16 protein-coding genes are annotated in these 22,749 nt (G+C 59.2%); 7 read left to right on the top strand and 9 right to left on the bottom strand.

All coding sequences use genetic code 11. The features are described 5' to 3' along the window. Window positions 1-43: 43 nt before the first annotated feature. Complete coding sequence (locus APH28_RS24445) at window positions 44-442, bottom strand: hypothetical protein (protein ID WP_060513038.1); 399 nt, start codon at window positions 440-442, stop codon at window positions 44-46. Window positions 443-699: 257 nt separating this feature from the next. Between APH28_RS24445 and APH28_RS24440 the strand changes: the two genes are divergently transcribed. The 3 genes from APH28_RS24440 to APH28_RS24430 all read left to right on the top strand — a co-directional run bounded on the left by APH28_RS24440 (window position 700) and on the right by APH28_RS24430 (window position 7,047). Next, window positions 700-4,530 (top strand): bifunctional diguanylate cyclase/phosphodiesterase, encoded by a 3,831-nt coding sequence (locus APH28_RS24440; protein WP_060513044.1) that lies wholly within the window; start codon window positions 700-702, stop codon window positions 4,528-4,530. A gap of 171 nt (window positions 4,531-4,701) precedes the next feature. Further along, window positions 4,702-5,955: a serine hydroxymethyltransferase gene (gene glyA / locus APH28_RS24435; RefSeq protein WP_060513037.1), complete on the top strand. Its 1,254-nt coding sequence runs from the start codon at window positions 4,702-4,704 to the stop codon at window positions 5,953-5,955. A 135-nt stretch (window positions 5,956-6,090) separates the two neighbouring features. Beyond that, on the top strand, window positions 6,091-7,047 hold the full coding sequence (locus APH28_RS24430) for an arsenic resistance protein (RefSeq protein WP_060513036.1): 957 nt from the start codon (window positions 6,091-6,093) through the stop codon (window positions 7,045-7,047). A 68-nt stretch (window positions 7,048-7,115) separates the two neighbouring features. On the opposite strand, the gene APH28_RS24425 is transcribed toward APH28_RS24430, so the two are convergent. The 3 genes from APH28_RS24425 to APH28_RS24415 all read right to left on the bottom strand — a co-directional run bounded on the left by APH28_RS24425 (window position 7,116) and on the right by APH28_RS24415 (window position 9,161). Continuing rightward, window positions 7,116-7,532 (bottom strand): hypothetical protein, encoded by a 417-nt coding sequence (locus APH28_RS24425; RefSeq protein ID WP_060513035.1) that lies wholly within the window; start codon window positions 7,530-7,532, stop codon window positions 7,116-7,118. After that, window positions 7,529-8,011: an ImmA/IrrE family metallo-endopeptidase gene (locus APH28_RS24420; RefSeq protein WP_060513034.1), complete on the bottom strand. Its 483-nt coding sequence runs from the start codon at window positions 8,009-8,011 to the stop codon at window positions 7,529-7,531. Before APH28_RS24420 ends, APH28_RS24425 begins: the two co-directional genes overlap by 4 nt. 220 nt (window positions 8,012-8,231) lie before the next feature. Continuing rightward, complete coding sequence (locus tag APH28_RS24415; RefSeq protein ID WP_060513033.1) at window positions 8,232-9,161, bottom strand: malate dehydrogenase; 930 nt, start codon at window positions 9,159-9,161, stop codon at window positions 8,232-8,234. 379 nt (window positions 9,162-9,540) lie between these two features. Between APH28_RS24415 and APH28_RS24410 the strand changes: the two genes are divergently transcribed. Continuing rightward, entirely contained in the window at window positions 9,541-10,926 is a 1,386-nt protein-coding gene (locus tag APH28_RS24410; protein ID WP_060513032.1) for a GntP family permease, read from the top strand. 32 nt (window positions 10,927-10,958) lie between these two features. On the opposite strand, the gene APH28_RS24405 is transcribed toward APH28_RS24410, so the two are convergent. Then, window positions 10,959-11,759 (bottom strand): bifunctional 2-polyprenyl-6-hydroxyphenol methylase/3-demethylubiquinol 3-O-methyltransferase UbiG, encoded by an 801-nt coding sequence (locus APH28_RS24405; RefSeq protein ID WP_156340941.1) that lies wholly within the window; start codon window positions 11,757-11,759, stop codon window positions 10,959-10,961. Window positions 11,760-12,151: 392 nt separating this feature from the next. Between APH28_RS24405 and APH28_RS24400 the strand changes: the two genes are divergently transcribed. Both APH28_RS24400 and APH28_RS24395 read left to right on the top strand, forming a co-directional pair. Further along, window positions 12,152-12,391, top strand: coding sequence for a hypothetical protein (locus APH28_RS24400; RefSeq protein WP_060513030.1), 240 nt, complete (start codon window positions 12,152-12,154; stop codon window positions 12,389-12,391). Window positions 12,392-12,523: 132 nt separating this feature from the next. Continuing rightward, entirely contained in the window at window positions 12,524-12,793 is a 270-nt protein-coding gene (locus APH28_RS24395; RefSeq protein ID WP_060513029.1) for a DUF3077 domain-containing protein, read from the top strand. A gap of 19 nt (window positions 12,794-12,812) precedes the next feature. On the opposite strand, the gene APH28_RS28405 is transcribed toward APH28_RS24395, so the two are convergent. Together APH28_RS28405 and APH28_RS29590 are read right to left on the bottom strand one after the other, a co-directional pair. Further along, complete coding sequence (locus APH28_RS28405; protein WP_082432385.1) at window positions 12,813-13,256, bottom strand: GFA family protein; 444 nt, start codon at window positions 13,254-13,256, stop codon at window positions 12,813-12,815. A 101-nt stretch (window positions 13,257-13,357) separates the two neighbouring features. Then, on the bottom strand, window positions 13,358-13,747 hold the full coding sequence (locus tag APH28_RS29590) for a LysR substrate-binding domain-containing protein (RefSeq protein ID WP_177334294.1): 390 nt from the start codon (window positions 13,745-13,747) through the stop codon (window positions 13,358-13,360). 72 nt (window positions 13,748-13,819) lie between these two features. Between APH28_RS29590 and APH28_RS24385 the strand changes: the two genes are divergently transcribed. Continuing rightward, entirely contained in the window at window positions 13,820-14,122 is a 303-nt protein-coding gene (locus APH28_RS24385; protein WP_177334293.1) for a hypothetical protein, read from the top strand. Between the two features lie 527 nt (window positions 14,123-14,649). Here APH28_RS24385 and APH28_RS24380 read toward each other — a convergent pair. Both APH28_RS24380 and APH28_RS29290 read right to left on the bottom strand, forming a co-directional pair. Continuing rightward, window positions 14,650-18,228, bottom strand: coding sequence for a hypothetical protein (locus APH28_RS24380; protein ID WP_156340940.1), 3,579 nt, complete (start codon window positions 18,226-18,228; stop codon window positions 14,650-14,652). A gap of 474 nt (window positions 18,229-18,702) precedes the next feature. Then, complete coding sequence (locus APH28_RS29290; protein WP_060513026.1) at window positions 18,703-22,629, bottom strand: NACHT domain-containing NTPase; 3,927 nt, start codon at window positions 22,627-22,629, stop codon at window positions 18,703-18,705. Window positions 22,630-22,749 lie beyond the last annotated feature (120 nt).

The following is a 22,749-nucleotide window of genomic DNA, read 5'->3' as shown; positions in this document are numbered from 1 at the left end:
GGCTTTAGCCGCGAAAGGGCCGGCACAGCAGCCAGAAAATGGCTCAGACGTGGCGCTGCTTCCTGGCCTTGCCCCGCGGCAACCGGCAACGGTCGCTCTGCTCGGCCAAGCGCGCGGCATAAGCGGCCTTGACGCTGAAGCCACCACTGCGGGCAGGCTGGGCTGGCTTGGCTGCAGCAGGCGTGCTGACAACCTTGCCAGCCGGCTTGGCCACGGCAGCCACAGGGGCCTGTTCAGCTGGCGCTGCCGCCGCCTTGGCGGTCTTGCGCAGTTCAGCCAGCGATGGCGTCTTGTTTTTCGAGGCCGTAGCCGCGTCTGGTTTGTCCAGCGAACGCTGGCACGATTTGCAGGATACGTCCGCGGTCACGGCAGTGCTGACAAGGGTCTGACTGCTGCGCCCACAGGCGGAATCGAGGCCATTGGTGGAAAAGTGAGTAACCAAAACCGAACATCTCCGATGCGTTGTCATTGAAGCGGGCGGCATTCTCGCACAGGATGCAGGGTCTTGCCGAACGGTGGGCGTCACCGCGACCACTGGCTTCGGACAATCGGGCTGGCACATTGCCACAATCACAGGCATGCTAGCCCGTTCGCATGTCCGGCTTTATAGTGCGCAGCCGCGGTCCTGGCCTGTGCACATGCCGGCATACACCGTGCATGTCCTACCTGCCATCGCCAGCCCAATCGCAGGACCAACGCTTGACCAATCTCAATCATCGGACTCCGCTGCGCCCCGCTTCGCCGGCCCCAGTCGCTTCGCTGCGTGGTTCGGTCAAGGGTGCGCTGGCCCTGCTGGCCCTGATCCTGCTGGGTTTGCTGCTGTGGCAACTGTTTTCCCAGTTTCGCCACACCCAAGCCGACCAGCGCCAGCTGAACCTGGACGCCAGTGCCGAACTCGCCGATCACCTGAGCCTGAACATGGCGCTCAAGGCCCAGCAGGCTCTGAACGTGGTACAGCCCTACGTCAAACCGCCGACGCCCGCCGCCCTGCCGAGCCTGCTGGCGACCCTGCGCGAACGCCTGCCTGCCCTGCGCGACCTGGCCTGGCTGGACCCGACCGGGCAACTGCACAGCGACAGCCTGGATGGCAGCCCCGACCGCCAGCTGATTGACGAGCTGGTCGGGCTGAACCAGGGCCGCAACTACTTCTTCGCCAACTCGGCGGACAACCGCACCATTTACCTGCTGCTGCGCCAGACGGCCAAACAGGATCGCGGCTACTGGCTGCTGCGCCTGTCGCCAGACTATTACCAGGTGCTCACCGTGCACCTGGACGGCCCCGGCCACCCGCTCTGGCTGCTGGAAAACAGCCGCAGCGGTGAGGTGCTGGAACGCCACGCGCCGGTACAGACCAGCGGTGAGCCGCTGCAAAGCGTAATGCTCGCATTCATCGACAACAGTACCTGGCAACTGCGTGGCCTGTTCGACGCGGGCCTTGCCCAGCAGAAGCTGCTGCCGGCACTGATCGGCAAATGCCTGCTGGCGCTGTTCTGCGCCCTGTTGCCGGTGCTGGCGCTGGTCAACATGCGCCGCCGCCAGCGCGCTCTGCAGGAAGACCGCCGGCGCTACCACGAAATCTTCGAAGGCACGGGCGTGGCCTTGTGCGTGCTCGACTTGTCGAGCCTGCCAGGCCAGCTCGACCGCTATCACCTGCGCAACCTGGCTGGGCTCAAGCAGAGCCTGGCGCTGGACCCCAACCTGCGCCGCTCGCTGCTGCTAGAGCTGAAGATCACCGAGATCAACCAGGTGGCGCGTCAGCTGCTCAACGTCGAGTGCCACAAAGGCGCCTGGCAACGGCTGATCGAGGGCAGCGGCGCCGGCCGCGACAGCATCGGCATACAACTGATCGACGCCCTGATCGAGCAGCAGCCGTCGCTGGAACTGGAAGTACGCCTGCCCGCGCCGCTGGGCGGCGAGCTGCACCTGTGGCTGATGGTGCGCCTGCCGCAGCAGCGCCGTGATTACCAGGCGGTAATCCTCAGCATCAGCGACATCACCAGCCGCAAGCAGGTGGAGCTGTCGCTGCTGGAGCGTGAGAGCTTCTGGTCCGACGTGGTGCGCACCGTGCCCGACCAGCTGTACGTGCAGGATGTGCTCAGCCAGCGGATGATTTTCAGCAACCGCCACCTCGGCCAGACCCTCGGCTACGACCGCACCGAGCTGGCGCAGATGGGCGACCGCTTCTGGGAATTGCTGCTGCATCCGGAAGACGCCGCGCACTATCAGGCTTTGCGCCAGCAACAGCGCGACAGCGCACACAGCCAGTCGCTGCACACTCAACTGCGCTTCCGCCACCGCGATGGCGGCTGGCGCTGCTACGACATCCGCGAGCAGGTGCTGACCCGCGACGACGATGGCCTGGTCACACGCATCATCGGTGTGGGCAAGGATGTCACCGTGCAAATCGAGGCCAGCCAGTCGCTGCGCGACAGCGAGCAACGCTACCGCATGCTCGCCGAAAGCATCAGCGACGTGATCTTCTCCACCGACAGCCGCCTGCAACTCAACTACCTGAGCCCTTCGGTGCAGTCGGTGCTGGGCTACCAGGCCGACTGGATCTTCGACAACGGCTGGCAGTCGATCATCGCCAACCCGTCCCAGCTCACCGGCATCTACAGCCTGATGGAGCGGGTCAGCAAGGCCATGGGCGACCGCGAACAACTGGCACAACTGCGCAGCCAGCTGCCGACGCAACTGTTCCTGTTCGACTGCCTGCGCGCCGATGGCCGCAAGATCCCCATCGAGCTGCGCCTGGTGCTGGTGTGGGACGACCAGCAACGCTTCGAAGGCGTGCTCGGCGTGGGCCGTGACATCAGCCAGCAACGCCGCGCGGAAAAAGACCTGCGCATGGCCGCGACGGTGTTCGAACACTCCACCTCGGCCATCCTCATCACCGACCCGGCCGGCTACATCGTGCAGGCCAACGAAGCGTTCAGCCGGGTCAGTGGCTACGCGGTCGGCGACGTGCTCGACCAGCTGCCGGCCATGCTGGTGGTCGAGGACCAGCAAGAAAGCCACCTGCGCTACGTGCTCAAGCAACTGCACCAGCACGGCAGCTGGGAAGGCGAAGTGTGGCTCAAGCGCCGCGACGGCGACCATTACCCGGCCTGGGTCGGCATTACCGCAGTGCTCGACGACGAAGGCGACCTGGCCAGCTATGTGTGCTTCTTTACCGACATCAGCGAGCGCAAGGCCAGCGAACAGCGCATCCACCGCCTGGCCTACTACGACGCCCTCACCCACCTGCCCAACCGGACGTTGTTCCAGGACCGCCTGCACACCGCGTTGCAACAGGCCGAGCGGCAGAAGTCGTGGGTGGTGCTGATGTTCCTCGACCTCGACCGCTTCAAGCCGATCAACGACTCCCTCGGCCACGCCGCGGGCGACCGCATGCTCAAGGACATGGCCCTGCGCTTGCTGGCCTGCGTCGATGACGACGACACCGTGGCGCGCATGGGCGGCGACGAATTCACCTTGCTGCTGCAGCCGCGCGCCACCCGCGAGATGGCCCTGAACCGCGCCATCCACGTGGCCGAGAACATTCTGGGCAGCCTGGTGCGGCCGTTCGTGCTGGAAGGCCGCGAGTTCTTCGTCACCGCCAGTGTCGGCATCGCCCTGAGCCCGCAGGACGGCAACGAGCTGAGCCAGCTGATGAAGAACGCCGACACCGCCATGTACCACGCCAAGGAGCGCGGCAAGAACAACTTCCAGTTCTACCAGACCGAGATGAACGCCAGCGCCCTGGAGCGCCTGGAGCTGGAGAGCGACCTGCGCCACGCGCTGGAGCAGAACGAATTCATCCTCTACTACCAGCCGCAGTTCAGCGGCGACGGCAAGCGCCTGACCGGTGCCGAAGCGCTGCTGCGCTGGCGCCACCCGACCCGCGGCCTGGTGCCGCCGGGTGATTTCATCCCGGTGATCGAAGAACTGGGCCTGGTGGTGGATGTCGGCGACTGGGTGCTGCGCGAGGCCAGCCGCCAGCTCAAGGCCTGGCACAAGAACAAGGTGCGCGTGCCGAAGGTGTCGGTGAACATCTCGGCGCGGCAGTTCTCCGACGGCCAGTTGGGCACACGGATCGCGACCATCCTCGAAGAAACAGACCTGCCACCGGCGTGCCTGGAGCTGGAGCTGACCGAAAGCATCCTGATGCGCGAAGTCAACGAAGCGCTGCAGATTCTCGCCAGCCTGAAGAACCTCGGCCTGAGCATCGCGGTCGACGACTTCGGCACCGGCTACTCGTCGCTGAACTACCTCAAGCAGTTCCCGATCGACGTGCTGAAAATCGACCGCACCTTCGTCGACGGCCTGCCCGAGGGCGAGCAAGACGCGCAGATCGCCCGGGCGATCATCGCCATGGCCCACAGCCTCAACCTGGCGGTGATCGCCGAGGGCGTGGAGACCCACGAGCAGCTGGAGTTCTTGCGTGAGCATGGCTGTGACGAGGTGCAAGGCTACCTGTTCGGGCGGCCGATGCCGGCCAACCAGTTCGAGGCCCAGTTCGCCAACGAGACGCTGTTCATATTCCAGTGAGCGCCGGTAAAAACGGACCTGAGAGTCAACTCCAACCCCCAGCCAGCCCAGGCACGGCGCGGGATGCAACATGAGCCCCATTGGTCCGCGACTTGATGCCACTTCATATGCCAGGCGCGGATCAATCGGTTAGAATGCCCCCCCAAATTACCCCGATCCTTGAGGACCGCCATGTTCAGCCGTGATTTGACCATTGCCAAGTACGACGCCGAGCTCTTCGAAGCCATGCAGCAAGAAGCCCTGCGCCAGGAAGAGCATATCGAGCTGATCGCTTCGGAAAACTACACAAGCCCAGCTGTCATGGAAGCCCAGGGCTCGGTCCTGACCAACAAGTACGCCGAAGGCTACCCAGGCAAGCGCTACTACGGTGGCTGCGAATACGTCGACGTGGTCGAGCAACTGGCCATCGACCGCGCCAAAGAGCTGTTCGGCGCCGACTACGCCAACGTCCAGCCGCACGCTGGCTCGCAAGCCAACGCCGCGGTCTACCTGGCCCTGCTGTCGGCCGGTGACACCATCCTGGGCATGAGCCTGGCCCACGGTGGCCACCTGACCCACGGTGCTTCGGTAAGCTCGTCGGGCAAGCTGTACAACGCCGTCCAGTACGGCATCGACGGCAACGGCCTGATCGACTACGACGAAGTCGAGCGCCTGGCTGTCGAGCACAAGCCGAAGATGATCGTTGCCGGCTTCTCGGCCTACTCGCAGGTGCTGGACTTCGCCCGCTTCCGCGCCATCGCCGACAAGGTCGGTGCCTACCTGTTCGTCGACATGGCCCACGTTGCCGGCCTGGTTGCTGCTGGCGTGTATCCAAACCCTGTGCCGTTCGCCGACGTGGTCACCACCACCACCCACAAGACCCTGCGCGGTCCACGTGGCGGCCTGATCCTGGCCCGTGCCAACGCCGACATCGAGAAGAAGCTGAACTCCGCCGTCTTCCCGGGCGCCCAGGGCGGCCCGCTGGAGCACGTGATCGCGGCCAAGGCCATCTGCTTCAAAGAAGCCCTGCAGCCTGAGTTCAAGGCTTACCAGCAGCAGGTCGTGAAGAACGCCCAGGCCATGGCCGAAGTGTTCATCGAGCGTGGTTTCGACGTCGTTTCCGGCGGCACCCAGAACCACCTGTTCCTGCTGTCGCTGATCAAGCAGGAAATCTCTGGTAAAGATGCTGACGCTGCCCTGGGCAAAGCGTTCATCACCGTGAACAAGAACTCGGTACCGAACGACCCACGTTCCCCGTTCGTCACCTCGGGCCTGCGTTTCGGCACCCCAGCCGTCACCACCCGTGGTTTCAAGGAAACCGAGTGCCGTGAACTGGCCGGCTGGATCTGCGACATCCTGGCTGACCTGAACAACGAAGCGGTGATCGACGCCGTGCGTGAGAAGGTCAAGGCCATCTGCAAGAAGCTGCCGGTATACGGCAACTGATTGGCGCAAGCCTGATGTGAAAAAGCCCGGCCTTGTGCCGGGCTTTTTGTTGCTGGAATGAGGCACAAATCGAGCATCCACCCACCCCAGCGTATTACCCTGTGCCCTTTTTGACGACCACGCACAGGCCCCACCTTGACCAGAGAGCAACTCGAAACCCAGCAGATCCCGATTTACTTCGCCGCAGTACTCGCTGCCATTGCCTTCGGTCTACTGGCCAGCGACGCCGCGCAGCATCTGAAAACCCTGGTCACCCCCGCCATCGCCATCCTGATGTATGCGATGTTCCTGCAGATCCCGTTCCTCGACCTGCGCCAGGGCCTGGGAAACCGTCGCTTCATGGCGGCCCTGCTGCTCGCGAATTTCATCCTCGTGCCACTGTTGGTATGGGCCCTCACCCGCGGCCTGGCCGATCACCCGGCAATCCTGATCGGCGCCCTGTTGGTGCTGCTTACGCCGTGCATCGACTACGTGGTGGTGTTTACCCACATCGGCAAAGGCGATTCGCGCCTGACCCTTGCCGCCACGCCCGTGCTGTTGCTGGTGCAGCTGGTGCTGCTGCCGCTGTACCTGGCACTGATGTTAGGCGACAGCAGCGACGTAACCATGAGCATTGCCCCGTTCGTGGAGGCCTTCGTGCTGCTGATCGTGCTGCCGATGATCTTCGCCGTGTTCACCAGCGCCGGCGCCCGCCGCTCCCGCACGGTTTCGGCGTGGAACGACGCCTGGGCGTGGATGCCGGTGCCGGCCATGGCCCTGGTGCTGGTAACGGTGATTGGTGCGCAAATTGCCGTGGTGCTTCGGGACTTCGACCGGTTGCTGCCGGTGATTCCGGTGTATGTTGGCTTCATGTTGCTGGCACCGCTGCTCGGGTTCGTTTCGGCCCGGCTGTTGCGCTTGCCGGTGGCCGAAGCACGCTCGGTGACCTTCAGCGCCGCGACGCGGAATTCGCTGGTGGTGTTGCCGTTGGCGCTGGCGTTGCCAGAGGACCTGCGCGGATTGGCAGCGGCTGCCGTGATCACGCAGACGCTGGTGGAACTGGTGAGCGAGTTGGTTTACATCAGACTGATTCCGCTGCTTGTACGGCGCTGACATAGCTCCACTCTGTGCTCGCGAAGGGCTGCAAAGCAGCCCTCGACAAACGCTATTTCAATGATCGGCTACGGTGCCTTCATTGCGTCGGTAGTCGCCTTGATGATCTCTTTGGCTGCTTCAACGCTGATGGGTAGAGGTGCCTGTGCATCATCTTGCTCAGGCTTTGGCCGATGATGGAAATAGCGCAGCAAGGCAATCAGCAACAAGGTAGGCACCGTAGAAAGTGCCACGATGATCGGGATATCACCCGTGGAGTGAGGCTTGACGGAGGTGAAGAAATACCACATGCCTACGGTAACTCGAATGTTCCCAAGAAACACGAAGCCTAGCAGCGCAATGTAGAAAGTGATGACCAGTGCCACGGTGACATTGGTCAGGCGCTTCTCCCACCGAAAACGCCAAGACTCTCTTTTAAGGTAGTCACTGACCAGACCTACGTTTTCCGCCTCTCCCTGAGACAGGTCATCACTGGTATCCGTCATAAGAACCCAATTGCCTTCAGCCTGAATTCCATCGCCGCAGTCGAGACACCAAAGGCCCTGGCGAGGCGACCAAGGTCAGTAACCCTCTGCTCAAGCACCAGGTGTTTCACCAAGGCTGCAGGCATCAGCAACGCAGCAGCGAACCGATTGGCGGCGACCTCTTTCGGGTCTCTCGCTTTCGCGCTGAATTGTTCGGTGGTATCACGTGGGGCGTCTAGATCGCCATGCACGTGATGGCCTATTTCGTGAGCGATGGTGAACCGCTGACGAACAGGCGCATCCATGACGTTGTAGGTGATCAGCGGCTTGCCATCACGATAGGAATAATGGCCGCTCTCGTTAGGGCGCCAGTTCACCTGATCGAACGGGGTCAGCGACTTGACCTCAATGCCCATCGCCTCAGCTATTGCCTGAGGGTTGACCGGCAGATGCCCGTCCCAATGCGCTTGCAGGACGTCGTTTGCAGTACGGTACTCCATTCGGCCTCCTGAAAAAGGTTGGGTTGTTAATCAAAGTGAGGGGCGATTTTGCACAAGTCAAGGGTAGCGGTCAAATTGAGGTTGACACGCGATATTTCATTCGTTCCACCGCTGAAGCTTTAGGTAAGAAAAAAGGAAATCCGGACAGCGAAAGTGCCTGCCTCATCCGCGTGAAAGGGCCGTAGAGTATGAATGTGCAGGCACTTGGTATCCCTGCAGCCTATAACGCCTTCATCTCCGCAATATCCTGCGCCACCTGATCGGCAGAGTGATCAAACATCGCCTGCTCCTGCGCATCCAGCGGCAACTCGATCACTCGGGCAATCCCCTCCTCCGCCAGCACACAGGGCACGCCCATGGCGATGTCGGTGCGCCCGTACTCCCCTTCAAGAATCGCGACCGCCGGCAAAATGCGGTTACGCCCATTGGCGATCGCATCCACCATCTGCGCAATGGCCACACCCGGTGCATCGCAGGCACTGCCGACCTTCTTCAGCCCCAAAATCTCGCCACCACCCTTACGCGTACGCTCGACGATCCGCTCGATCTGCTCATCGGACAGGAAGTGAGAAAGCGGCACCGAGCCGATCTGGCAGTAGCGCATCAGCGGCACCATGCTGTCGCCATGCCCGCCCAGCACCAGCGCCGTGATATCCCGGGCAGAAAACCCCGTCTGCTCGGCAATGAAGCACTTCATGCGTGCGGTATCCAGCACCCCCGCTTGGCCGAACACCTTGCCCCGCCCGAGCTTGCTCAGCGACCAGGCCCGATAGGTCAGCACGTCGACCGGGTTCGACACCACCAGCACCGTCGCTGCCGGCGCATAGCGATTGATGTCGTGCATGATGCCGTCGAGGATTGGCAGGTTGATGCTCAGCACGTCCTGCCGCGACTGGCCGGGCTTGCGCGGCACGCCTGCGGTAATCACCACCAGCTCCGAGTCCTGCAGCATGTCGGCCTTGGCGCCGCCAAGCACCTTGGTATCGGAACCTGACTCAACGGCTGCCTGCCAGATGTCCAGCGCCTTGCCCTGGGCCAGCTCACCCTGCACATCGAGCAACATCAGCTCACGGCAGTACTCTTCCCGGGCAATGATCTGCGCCGCTGCCTCGCCCACGATCCCGGCACCCACGATTGATAGCTTGTTCACCTGACACCTCCCAGCGGCGCGCGCCACCAGAAGCACGCCTGCGTATACAAAGAAGTATTGCCTGCCAAGGCGAAAAGGCCATGTGATGCGACCGCATGCTATTGACAGCATCCCACCGTCCCGGAAATACTTTGCAACGATTCATATAGATGACCAAATAACAAGGTGAATCGCTCCATGACCGCACTGCCCAGCCCTACGCGTATACCCGGCGCGACACCGCCGTCCGCCAGCCCCATTCCTCCGAAATTCGAAGTTTGCGCATCCAGTCGGCCATCTGCCCGCGACCGATAACGGCTCGCTACTGCCTGCAGAACCCCCTGTCATGCCTGCAATGCCTGAGTGCCGCTAGCGCGCCAGCCCAACCGAGATTCCCTGAATGACTCCCTTAGATATACAGCTGTTGCTGACCGCACTGGTCAGTGTCCTGGTGCTGGTAGCGCTGATCGTGTCCCGCCTCAAGATGCACCCGCTGCTGGCCTTGCTGGTGGTGTCCATTGGCGTGGGTTTTGCCACCCGCATGGAGCCCGACAGCATCGTTTCCCACCTGCTCACTGGCGCTGGCAAGACACTGGGTGCGGTCGGGGTGGTGATTGCGTTGGGTGCGATGCTTGGCAAGATCCTGGCGGACGCGGGCGTTACTGAGCAGGTCGCCGACGTGATCCTCAAGCGCACCTCGGACCGTATGATCCCATGGGCGATGATGTTGGTCGCCTTTGTCATCGGCATCCCGATGTTCTTCGAAGTGGGCTTGGTGATCATGCTGCCACTGATCTTCAGCGTGGCGCGCAAGCTGGAAGGCAAGGCCCGCTTCAAGGGCTCGGCATACGTGTATGTCGGTGTGCCGGTGATTGCCGCGCTGGCCGCCATGCACGGCATGGTCCCGCCGCACCCTGGCCCGTTGACCGCCATCGCCGTGCTCAAGACCTCGGTCGGGCCCACCATGCTTTATGGCTTCCTTGCCGCTATCCCAGCCATGATCCTGGGTGGCCCGCTGTATGGCCTGTTCATTGCGCCGCGCATGAGCACACGGCCCGATCAGGCCCTGCTGGACCAGTTCACACTGACTGAGAAAGCCGACGACCACCCCCGCCCCGGCGTGCTGCTCGGCATGCTGGCCGCGTTGCTGCCGGCGATCCTGATGCTGGTGCATGCCGTCGCCGAAATGCTGCTGCCCAAGGGCAATGCGTTGCTGGAGCTGGCCAGCTTCCTGGGTAACCCGTTGATCGCCATGCTGCTCGGCGTGCTGTTCGCCGGCGCGAGCCTGGTACTGGCGCGCGGCGGCGACGCCGAACAACTGCGCGATGCGCTGGGCAAAAGCCTCAAGCCGATTGCCTCGATCATCATGATCATCGCCGGGGGCGGGGCCTTCCAGGAGATGCTGACGAGCGCCAAGGTCGGCGATGCCATCGTGCACCTGACCCAGCAATCTGCCTTCCCGCCGTTGATTCTGGGGTGGCTGATCGCGATGCTGCTGTCGGTGTCTACCGGCTCTGCCACGGTTGGTATCGTTGGCGCTGCTGGTTTGCTGGCGCCGCTTGCGGGTGCTGACCCGAGCCTGAACCTGCCGTTGCTGGCCCTGTCGATCGGCTGCGGATCGCTGTTCTTCAACTATGCCAACCATGCGGGCTTCTGGATGGTGAAGGAGTCCTTTGGCATGACCATGGGTGAAGCGACCAAGACCATTTCGGTGGTGCAGTCCATCGTGGCGGTGGTCGGGTTGATTGTGGTGTTGGTGCTGAATGCGGGGATTACGGTGGGCTGAGCCGGGAAAGCCGGCCCTGTTCTTCCGCTTTCTCAGCGCTTTTCTGCGACCAGGGTGTAGCACATGGGTATCTGTGCCGCGCCCTGCTCGTAGACGTCATAGAGCTCCTCCCGATTGGAATGTGGGTATTCGTCGAATGCACGAAGACTCAAGCCTGCACCGGTAACGCCCATAAGCACATCGCTCAGCGAGTGAAGATGCCAGTACGACTGCAGCTCGTTTGGCTCGGCCTCGCCTTCGTAAACAATCGCGCCGGTTTCGACCATAGGTTCGGTCAGGAAATAGGACGTGCTGATCCGCCAAGGATCGCTGGATTCGGGGTCGAGCATTTCCAGGAATGGGTGCGTTTCGTAGATCACCAGAGTACCGCCCGGTTTCAGCGTTCTGGCGACGTGGGTGAAGAACTGAGAGAGGTTGGGCATCCAGTTCAGGACACCGATGGTGATCAGGGCGACTTCGAAGCGCTCGTTGAGGCTTGCTGGGAGTTCGTGGATGTCTGACTCGACGTATTCTGGTGAGTAAGGGGAAATCTCGGCTAGCTCGTGCGCTTGCTTGAGGAATGCCGAAGACTGATCGACGCCCACCACTTCCAATGCGCCTAGGGCAAATAGCGATATCGCTTCGCGGCCGTTGTTGCAGCCCAGCTGGATAACGGACTTCCCCGCTATGCCTATCTGTTTCAACTGGTCAGTCAGGGTTGAATCAAGGCAAGAAAAATCTTTGTGAGCCACGGCATCGATCAGCTGGCTCCAGGCAGCGCTTCGCCGATGATGATCGGCGGACGCATTCCAGGCATCACGATTTTTGGCGATGACATCAGTGTGCGAAACCATCTTGAGCCTCATCTCGGGCTGTTAAGGTTTATGACGTTAGCAGTTGTTTCGGACACATGCTGGCGTTACATGCAGTTACTTCTAATGGCAAAATAAATCAGATTTAACCCCTTTCTTGTAGGGCATTTCCCAAAGATACTGACGCGATCTATTTTCCATTGCAGCCACGCTAACTAGCGCTCTAGTCTCGGGGTGTCGTTGCACATCAACGATGCAGCTTTGACAGGCTGGAATGGTAAATAGTCTGCGGCTAGCCCTCATGGCGGCTGTATGTGGAGCACGTTCGCGTGCGCCGGGACTTTTGCTATTTCCACCGGTCTGTCAATCCACGTACAGCTGCCACCATTCTGTTTGACAGCAGACAGGTGGACGCACCCATTGGGTAAATAGCCATGTTGAAAGTTGTCCCCGATCCACCTTACCTACACGCCCTTGAAGACACACTGATGATGGCCGCTGACTATGCACTCTGTGCAGAAGTCGTTGCCCAGCAGGCGATGTTGATGCAGCCGAAGTCACCCGTGTCGTTGTTGATCATGACGTCAATGCACGAGCTGGACTCCCTGCGCAAAATGCTCGAATCCGCGCTGGCGCAAATCCAGAAGCCAGCAGATCCGCAGACGCTGCATTAATCCGCATCATGACTTGCCTGGCCTGACACTTTCGCAGGCTTGCTCTCTCTCGCACAGCACGGCCCCTGTGGGAATCCGGCTTGCCGGCGATAGCGCCAGCCCAGGCATCTTTAACTTCAGGGAGATCAAACAATGGCCACCGAAGAAACCCACTTCACTGTCGGCAAAACCACCTTTTACCAAGGTCATAACCAGACTCACCCCCTCTTCCGCATCGAACCCGGTATCCCCTGCCAAAGTGCCCGCGAACAGGCCTCAGAGCTGATGGGCTACGTCCGCGACCTGACCATCGACGGCCTGATGGAAGACAAACCCCAGCTGCTCTGGGCCTCGCACTACCTCAGCGCCCTGGCCAAGGCCCTGCTCGATGATGCCGAACTGGGCATGATGAAAAACCCTTGATACCGGCGACCACCATCAGTCACTCAACGTTGCTTTCATATCGCAGCCATCCTGCAACCCCTGCTGCCCCGCCTACGCGGTCTTTAGGATGATTCCGTCCTTCACAGACAGGCACTTCCGGGAAGTCGAATGGGCTCATCCCCTCAATGCAAGCCACGTTGACCCCGTACTGCTCCGGCACAGAACGACGCTGGTGGAAGGTATAGATCCCACACTTCGAGCAGAAGTAGTGCTTGGCTTCCCGTGTGTTGAATTGATAAAGGGTAAGCGCTTCTTCGCCTTGGGTGACGGTGATGTCGTACAGGTTGGCTGATACCGCCACAGCGCCACGCATGCGGCAGAACGAGCAGTTGCACCTACGCGCTGTACGTAGACCGTCGGTCAAGCGCAAAGAAAACCGCACGGTCCCGCAATGGCAGGCTGCCTGATAAACAGGGCGATCATCCTTTTTTTCATCGGTCATAGCGTTTCTCTTGTCTGAGAAGCCAATCTGAATATTCACGGGGCAAGGCAAACAAGGTGTCTATAAGCCTGAATGAAACGATGAATGCCTCGTCCCGAACCCTATGCGAGGTAACCCTGCAACAATCGCCGTACATTTTCCACTAGTGCAGACTCCCCCTTACGCGGTGGAAGCAGCGAGAACCTGGCTTGCGCCAACACCGTCAAGCCAGTCCTGTAAGGCTCCACGCCATGCGGGACAGCACTCGCATTAAGGCACGCAATTCCAAGCCCTGCCTTCAATGCCGATTGCAAGCCCGCCACCCCTGAAGTCGAGTAAACGATCTCGTATTCGACATGGGCGCGTCCCAAGACCTGGCAGCTGTACTCCGACAATCCGCACCCGCTGATCACGAGCAATGGCAGCGGCTGCCCAAGCTCTGGAACCCAGCCGGCAGCGGCTACCCATTGCAGTGGCTCCTGCCTTACTTCAAAAAGGTTGGATGAAGACACACGCTCATCCTGCACATCTGGCACGGCAAAAAAGCGTTTCTCCGCAAACGGGGGATTAAAGGCCCTGACCACTTGGCTGCTTTTATTGCCTACCTCATGACCTTAGGCACCGCGATCTATCAGGATCCCAACCATCCTTCGGCTGCAAAAAAGCGCATCACGCTGCTGCCAACGGTAGACGGCACGCTCACGCTGGAGCCCCGCGAAGGTGATCGGGTGCTCGGTTTTCACTACTCCGAGGTGACCTTGACGCCCCAGCCCACTCCGCGCGGTATCAAAGTCGGCGAAATCACCATCGACTGGGCAAAAGAAAAGGCGACCCTTTCGGAGTCGCCTTCAGATGTTAATGAGGCTGTAGTCGCAGCGATTCTATAGTTTCCGGATCTACGATCCATCAGGTCAGAACCCAGTCGAATCATCGGCTGTATGGTGGGGCCTATCGACTGTCCCTACGTCAGTGAGTGCCAGTTTCACTGCTGCCAGATTCGAGGGGCCAATTACGGGCAAGCCATGCCCAAAAATGCGCGTTTGCAGTCCTCGCCGAACATTCCTGAAGAATTGCCCTGAAAGGTCAAACCACCCATTTTCGGCAATTTGTTTCAGCGATCTGAAGAGTGCACGATCTTTTTCAAAGCACAAAAAAGGCCTGCATCGCTGCAAGCCTTGATATCTGGTGCGGAGACAGGAATCGTATCAACACGAAAGAGGCTGAATTCAATGGGTATTGTTCTTCAGGGTATGACTCATTATCTCTAAAATTATCCTCAGCCTATTTCCAGATGGCGAACCATCGTGAAAAAGCCCTGACTTGCGGCAGACCAGTCTGGAAGGAATTCAAAGTGATACGCCGAGCCACCCACATTCAGCAGGAGGGTGGTCATCAATAGCTTTCATTGCCGAGCTTATGCACTGCGCTGACAGTCGAACACGGTAAGTGCTAGGACGAATGACTCGATGGCTTCGATAGTCTGGGTCCGCTCGCCGTGCAGCAGCCTTGCAGCGGCATTCGCAATCGAGAGCTCGCCTTGAAGAGCGGCATCCACAAGTTGCAGGCCAGCCTCCTTGATGTCATCCGTGAGCGCCAAGTTGCTCCAAGCCTCCCTCGCTTCGTTGAGAGTCTCGAAGATCGCCCGATAGATGCGTTCCTCCTCGGGCATCCTGGTTCCCTTGCTGCTCCAATACGCATCAATACCTTGGAGCTCTGCCAACGGATTGGTGAGACGAGTAAATACGTTTAGCGAATCCAGTGGAGCTGCCTGGAGTCCTGCGGCGGCACACCAGGGTTGCGCCAGTTCATTTGGTAGGACAGGGAACAGACTGTCGAAGCCAGATGTAGCGAGATTCGTCAATCCGAGCTTGTTCATGACCGGCAGGACGCAAATCTTGCGCCCGTCATCAACGAGAGCGCGCCAGGCTGGCCAGCCACTCTCTAGATCCACGCCTGTTCCATCGGTGTTCACAGGCAAGGTGACCAACACATCCGCAGGCGGCCACACCCCGGGAATGGTAGCCTCAGGCAGCAGATGAACGCCGATGCCAGGGCTTATCGCGGTCAGCTCGGCCCTTAGTCTACCTTCCAAGTTATTGAACTCGGCCTCGCGATATCGGCGCGCTGCAAGTGCAGCTTTGCCAAGCGCACTTCCCTTTGGGGCCGTCTGGCAGCGGTGGGTGAGGAACGGATGCAGCCCTCTTTTCTCGGACTCACCGGCCATGGTCTGAAACATTTCCACGAGGCGCCGTAGCTCATCCAACTCTTTCGGAGCCTCGATTGACAACACATCCCATGACTCCTCGGACGCCGCAATCGTGATGCTTTTCTTTAGGTCTGCAAGCCACCCCATGTAGGCCGAAGCACCCTGCGGCAGCGCAAGAAACCTCCGGACGAGGTCCGTGGAGCAACTGGACAGGATCGATGGCAGCCTCGACCAGCTCTGAACCTCAGCAGTTGGCTGCTCCTCCTGTGGCGCCACCAAGCTGATAGCAACGTCGTATACGCGCCCCAAAACGTTGAGTGCCGTTGTATCAGTCTTCCCTCTGAATTGCCCGTCAAGCAGGGCTCTGAGGTTCGGGACGAGCAAATTGAGCAGATCCAGGCATTGCGCTAGATATGCGGTGTAGCTCTTAGCAGCTAATTCCGCGTTGAGAATGGCCAGCCACGCACGATTGCGGGCAACCTGTTCGGGCGCAGGAACGTTCGCTCTGGGCATGCGTTTGCAAGCAAGCGGGTAGCCTCCAATTGTGGACGGGACGATGCGCCCGTCAGCTCCGAGCGCGTTGCTGGAGACAATATCTGCTGCAGGTGTCAGCGCCAGCAAGCTCTCACAAGTCTGATACACCTCGTGATTAAGGTCGGTTTGCACGGAGGTTGCTACATACCAGAAGTCTGAGCGAACCTCTTTACCTTCCTCGCATGGGCTCAGACGCGGCGCTTCGGCCCATGCCACATGGTCGCAGAAGCGCTGGAACAACACCTCTTGCCCTACTGCATCGACCCAACTGATCGCCAGCGCCCTGTCGACCCTTGCTGTGACTCTTAGTAGCGAAACTATGGCTTGAAAGTCCGCGTCGACAAGCGGTGGGGAATGTGTGGCCAGCTCCCTCAAGTGCGAAGCTGGGATGACTTGGCCGAGTAGAGAAGCCATGAGCCGGGTCAAGTCCCCCATGCTGCTCCCCGCCTGGAGCGTGCGGCGCAGATCGCTTGGAGCTAACCGAGCCAAAAAGCGAGCGGTCAAACCTGAAGCGATGACCTCAGTCCTGATTTCAGTAAAGCGTCGAGATACCGAGACTATCGGACCGATATCTGGTGGCTCGACGTCGCCGATCGCAATTCCAGCAGGCGTTCCCAGCAACGACTTCGCCATCGCAAGTGCTTCGGCGGTCTGGAGCCATCGTCCGATCACCCGATGCGCGTTCGTGTGATCCAGCCCTGTCAGAATTGCGCTGAGGAGCGTCGTTCTCGGTGCTGCCTCCAATCTAAGTGCCAGGCCTTCAATTACCTCGTCATCGCATCCCTGGTGCCTAGAGAGCGTGCGCTCAAGGAACCGAGACATCTCGGATGCGGAGACCAGCCAAACTGCAGTTGCGACCGTAGTCGACAACAAGGGCGGCGCGAACTCGTGGGACAGACGAAGTAGCTCTGCAGATCTCAACTCATGCAGCCCCACTATCCTGCCGTCATGTGTGTCTTGAACCAGGTGCTCATCCTTGAGTCTGGTCAGCGCTAGCGAGACCGTAGTCGCTGGTTTGGACAAGACGCGAGGCAATTCTGACACATCGGCACTGCAACCCGCAGCGTTCACACAAGCCACCATCCTCAAGACATCCAGCTCGTCGTGTCGAGTGACGTCGTTCATCCGCGCAGCAATCTGCTCGTGCAGCGTCTCGCTCAATCGATGCCCCTGGGTAAGCACGTGGGTGTACTCAAGTAGGTGGCCAGCCGCCAGCGCCCAAGGTTCTCGCCATCCTTGCCAAGCGGTTTGCCCTCTACCCCTCAACTCTCGCCACACTCGTTCAGCAAGAGTGTCGTCGCCCTGAACCTTGACCTGGGCAGCGCGACGGTTATCTACCAGCGGATAGCGATCCTCCTCTCGTACAGATGCCAAAAGCAGCAGCCCGGGAGTGCGATTTACCTCCGCAGTCAACGCGGTCCAACCCTCCGAGAACCCTCGCCCCACGTCATCGATGATGAAACCGACGGGCGCATCTGCAGTCGCTCGTCTGGAGCGAGCAAGCTGGACAAGTGACGCAACTGCTGTCGTCGGCAGACGATGAATCTGAAACCAACGCACTGCGTGGCGACTGGCATACGCGGCTTCCCAAAGAACTGCTGACTTTCCTGAGCCGGAAGCACCGTGAATGAGCGCGTTTCTGCGGCTTTCCAGTCCTTGGAGAACGGCTGCACGGAGCTCAGGGCGTTCCACAACAAGTCCTGCTGCTACATGTGATGCCTGCGCATCGACACCCAGGTAGAACTGCGGATCCTCATCAGGAGTCAGGAAGTCCACAGCTGAACACAAGCCCTCAGTTAGCGCTGCCTCGACTAGTGCTGAGGTCAAAAGCGGCTGTAGCGCATCGAACCGCTGCTGAACATCAGATACTGCAAGTCCAAGATAGGCGTTCTCCGGCCGAGTACCATTAACATCAGAAAGATGCCCCACCACGCCCAAGAGGTCCGCGAAGTACATCTCGGCTTCGAAGGGGGTGCAGTCCTGCCTAGCCGAAATCTGGGCTAATGCGCTTCCGCGAGGGTCAGGCAGCACAAGCACCTTGGTTCGCGCAATGAGGCCAGCCAGCCCCTTGCGTCCCTTCAGCTGGGCTACGACGGTCGGATAGGCGGAAAGGTCCTGCAACTGGCGGATGGCAGTGCGACGTTCGCCAACGTTACTTTCGAGCACCAGCAGAAATTGGTCGCCAGGAAGCCCTTCTCCTTCCCACATTTTCGTGACGAAGCCCGCCACTGAACGAGCTGAAAACGGCCCCATGTGGTCGCGTCGTGACTTGACCTGCGCGAGCGTTCTAGCGCTGGCCGTCCGGACCTCAAGATCGTCACCCCCTTCAGGGACGACACTGCCGTAACCAAGCTGGCCGACTAAGTTTTCCACAGCAAGGCTTGCCGCAACCGCATCCTGATAGCGAAACCCACGTCCCGCATGAGAGCCAGCTCTTGTCGCCAAACCAAACCTCCCTTTCCGATGGCCAAAAACAATTCGTCGCGCATTCGCTCCAAGCGGCGACTAGAGGACGATATCTCGTGAAGACATTACTCCCGGAAGTGCAAGTTATGAAACAGGGGGCGCCAGGAATATGATGTCTTATAGCTTTTCACCCAGCGGTATTCACACTGTGATTCGGCTCCGTCTACCCATATCTAGCATCGAACGGCAGTTTACAGGCGTTCAACATTCGGCACGTCAGGCAACGGTCGTCCTAACTCCCGCCATCTTGCTGACTTTCGGCTAAGAGCGCACCAGATCAAGCACAAAAACAATCACACGTCCCTCACGTACTGATTTGCTTCCGGTAATGAGCATTTCCCGCAACTCACTCGCTGTTTGAGGTGACTCCGTACCTCGCCCTGGTTTTTTAAGGCACTTGTTTGGCAGATTCTGATCGCCAAACCAGAGGACGAGATAGATGCCACGACCCTCTGCTCGCCAATCTCGGGTGTAGAGTGCATCAAGCTGCATGTCCGCACCTCTCCAGAGTTCCGGGTGCCACTGCCCCTTCACTTCGATCGGTATCCTAAGTGCACCCGCTGAACAGGCAATATCGACTTCCTTGTCTGCAGCGACATGCGCCTCAGGATCAAACGTGATCTCTTTCGATCCTTGGCGAAGCAGCCCAAGAAGATGATCACGACAGCGTTCTTCCGCGAAGGGCGTACCGTTGTCATCATAGAAGCCACGCCATGATTCGGCATCGTCGCTCTTGACCTTCGCTTGGGCGATCGAAAGCTCCTCGAGCACCAACGCCTGCAGATCAGCGGCGGATACAGGAAGAAGATTACGTGTAATCGCATTGATCGTTTCAAGCGCGGGAGGAGCATAAGATGATTCGACACGGATGCGCGCTTGCTCTGCGACAACAATCTTAATCGACTCGGTGTAACCGTCGGTTGGCGCGTTCCTCAAGCGCATCAACGCAGCGATTGCATCTTCACTGGTGTCATTGCCTAGACGACGGATTAGATGGATCAGATGATTACTCGCATCCCAGGGATTGGTATTGCCCCCGGTAGTCCCGCTTGGACGATTAACCATTGGCCAACGCGGGCGGAATGTAGTGATGATCCATTCAAGCTGCGCTGGCCCCAGAGCAACATAGGAGCCGTCGTCAGAATGTCCACCTGTGGAATCACGCAAATGCCAGAGCAGCTCTGGTTCAATCTGGGAAACACTCAGCCGCGCAGCCGTCTGCTCAAAATCGACGACAAGGCCAATCGTATCCCAGTTGCGCCTACGCTCATCGTCAGTCAGCTTTACGCGACCAACGGCAACGCGGCGTAATACCTCGAATCGTCCCGAGCGGATAAGCCGATAGATCAACTCTGCTTCCGGTCCGACCGGAAGATCTGGGAAGCGCTTTAGCCATTCGGCAGCAAGCTCAGCAGCAAGTTCTGCATGACGTTCATCTCGCACAAGTGCATAGAGGCCGTCTACTGATTCACAGCGCGCTTGAAGCTGAGGTTCATGGTAGAGCCGCATTGCGTCCCCCCAACCTCCGCGAGCCTGGATAGCGGCCTCGATCGCCTCTCTGAGACCGACAATCCCTGCGTGGTCGTCGATGCAAGTTCGGCGCAGTACAAACAGTCCCGCCATCAGGCGCTCATCAGAAAGATCATCGAACCCTACGCCTTTCCGAAAGCGCTCGGCAAGCGCAGCAACGATAATGTAGCCAGCTTCGTAGTACTGACCTTGTGCAAGACCTTCCGCAATCTCGTGCGCTGTGGGCGTGGCTGGTTCAAGCACCATAAATGCTTCGAACCCCACATGCGCAACATCCCCGATATCGTCGCCAAGCCATTGAGCAACGCGCTCGTGGGCAGGCACTTCGTCTCCGACATCATTAAACAGATTGAGATAGGCTTTGGCCGGATCGATGATTGTTCCGAAGTCGCCGACACCCATTTGATCAATACAAGTCGCATAGCTCTTTCGGTGCTGGGCGTGCGCGGCAGCTTGCTTTTCTTGGCGGATACGTTCGCTTTCAGCTTGCTCGATCTTCCATTCGGGTATAACCGGCTTGGCAAGCCTTTCGATCCAGTTCAATAGGTCAGGGCAGTGTGCAGCGAATGGCCTTGCGGCTGCACGAACCTCGGCACCTATTTCATCGTCGTGCGGAGTGAGCTGAACCAAATCGCGCCAACGTTCATCGCTGTGATCTGAAGGATCAAGCACCTCAAGTAACGCAACGACGTCAGCCGTGGTCGCCGCAAAACCGGAGGACCGCCGGTTCAATTCCCAGGCCAGCTGCCAAGGACTTTGATCACTAGGCCGTTCGAACAGTACGTAGCGCTGTATGGCCTGGCGAAAATAAACATCGCCCCGGATGAGGGCATCTAGTTGCTGACGAGATTCGCGCTGATATCCGACGCTGGCATCAAATGGTTCTAGCCAAGACCAAATTTTTTCGGCCGTGACGCCACCGGCCGCCACGGCACGTGCGATCAGGTGATATGCGAAATCAGTTAGGACGTAATTTCCGGGGCGTTCATACCGATTACCAAGCGTCTTTGCCACCATAGCTAAACGGTCAAGGATACCTTCAATCCTAAGATCAGGAAGACGCCTCTTTAGGCCTGATAACACGCCAATCGTGCGACCGTCATTTCGGGCATGAGCAACTACAAGGTCGACTACAAGGTTATCGTGGATCAGCTCGTAACCAATGTCCTCGATCAGCTCGATTGCCAGTCGAATCGAGAGCTCATCGTCATAACTGTGTAATGCGGAGAGAATAGTCGACCAATCTTCTTCACCATCTAGCTCAGAAAGCGCCTCACCTGCGGCTCTCCGGCTCGCGAAAATCGCCTGTGGGTCGAGAACGATCTTCCGAAAGTCATCTGCTAAGGCTGGAGAAATCTTGTTTCCTTTGACCGCTTCGAGCACAAGAAGGCGTAGAGCGAACGGTGTTTCCGGTACGGTAATCAGTCGCCGTATTTCTTCGATTAGCTCGGGCTGTATGATTCCACGCACAGAATAGGGTCCCCAATCGCGAAAACGAGGACTGTCCGTTGCCAGTAGCTCTAGTGCCCCTATTAGTGAGCGAGCTTGCTCGACCGTTAAATCGTCTGCATCACCGTACTCGATCACGCCCATTGGATCAGCGGCGATCACCGCCTGAGCAAGTGCCGGATCATAAGCGAGCCACGCATGAATGCCACGTAGACTTGCCGGCACGAGACCATGACTGTGGAACATTGATAAGAGGCGCCTGCGTTTAGCCGGGGTATCAGCCTGCTTCGCAAGCCATCGAGCCCCCAAATATTCACCGACACGGCGATGTAGATATCCAAAGCGATCAGCACCATCGGCTCTGAACAACCGTGTGCCAAGCATGTCCCCTATGGATTCTCCCTGAGGTAGGCAGGAAATATCGGCGAGTTGCAACTCGCCTTCAGCGGAGTTGGCTGCGGAAGTTCGGACGATGGCTTCACTGCCAGTAAGGATCAAGCCAGCAAATGCAGCACCCGCAGCGTCAAGCCCTACTTCTCGTGCGAGCTGACCGTAGGCCTTTGCATCCCGGTGCTCGACCCGCAGTACCTCAACTGCTCGGCTGAAGAGCTCACTACGTGTCTCAGGCAGATTTCCCGAGCCGGCGACCCGGGAGATGAGTTCGAGAGTCTGCGGATTGCCAAGTAGTCCGTTGAGACCGCGAATGTTGAAATGTTCAACCACCGTCTCGGCGGTCTCGGCCCCGAGCGAGGCACTTAGAAAGGTTGCTGCGTCAGTATCATCAAAGGGCTCAAGATGCAGCTCCAGCGGCTCCTCTGGATATTGCTCGCGAATAGCCTCTAGCCCAGTGGCGCTACGCCAGTCCGCGACACGGCACGATAGAACGAAGTGAGGGCAGCCTAGTCGTCCGAGCTGGCGTAGCACTAGGTCCACCGCATCGCCCTCCTTTTGGGCGCTCACTTCATCAAGCCCATCAATCACCAGAGTCGTGGCGTCACCTAGTAGTGTTCTCGGGTCATGACGATTGATCAGCTGACGAGCGGTGCAGCGTGCATGGCCTGGAGCATTTGCAAACCATTCAAGCAGATACGACTTTCCCATGCCCGCTTCACCGAGAATGAGCAATGGTTCGGTCCGTTTTCGCAACTCGCCCTGAGCCAGTTTGGTTCGGCCATTTTCGGTTTCACACCATAGCGTCCGCTCAATCATCTCGTGCACCAACAAATTTGCGCATTCACTCACGTCTTACCGAAGCCTCACTTGGAGCCTGCCTAGCTAGCCAGATACTATCCTGATGAAATCTAAAATTCTCCACTGAGCAGCCTCAGT

The sequence above is a fragment of the Pseudomonas sp. NBRC 111124 genome (assembly GCF_001320245.1).
Taxonomy (GTDB): Bacteria; Pseudomonadota; Gammaproteobacteria; order Pseudomonadales; family Pseudomonadaceae; genus Aquipseudomonas.
Note: the sequence above shows the minus strand (reverse complement) of the source record. Positions and strands in the feature narration are given on the sequence as shown.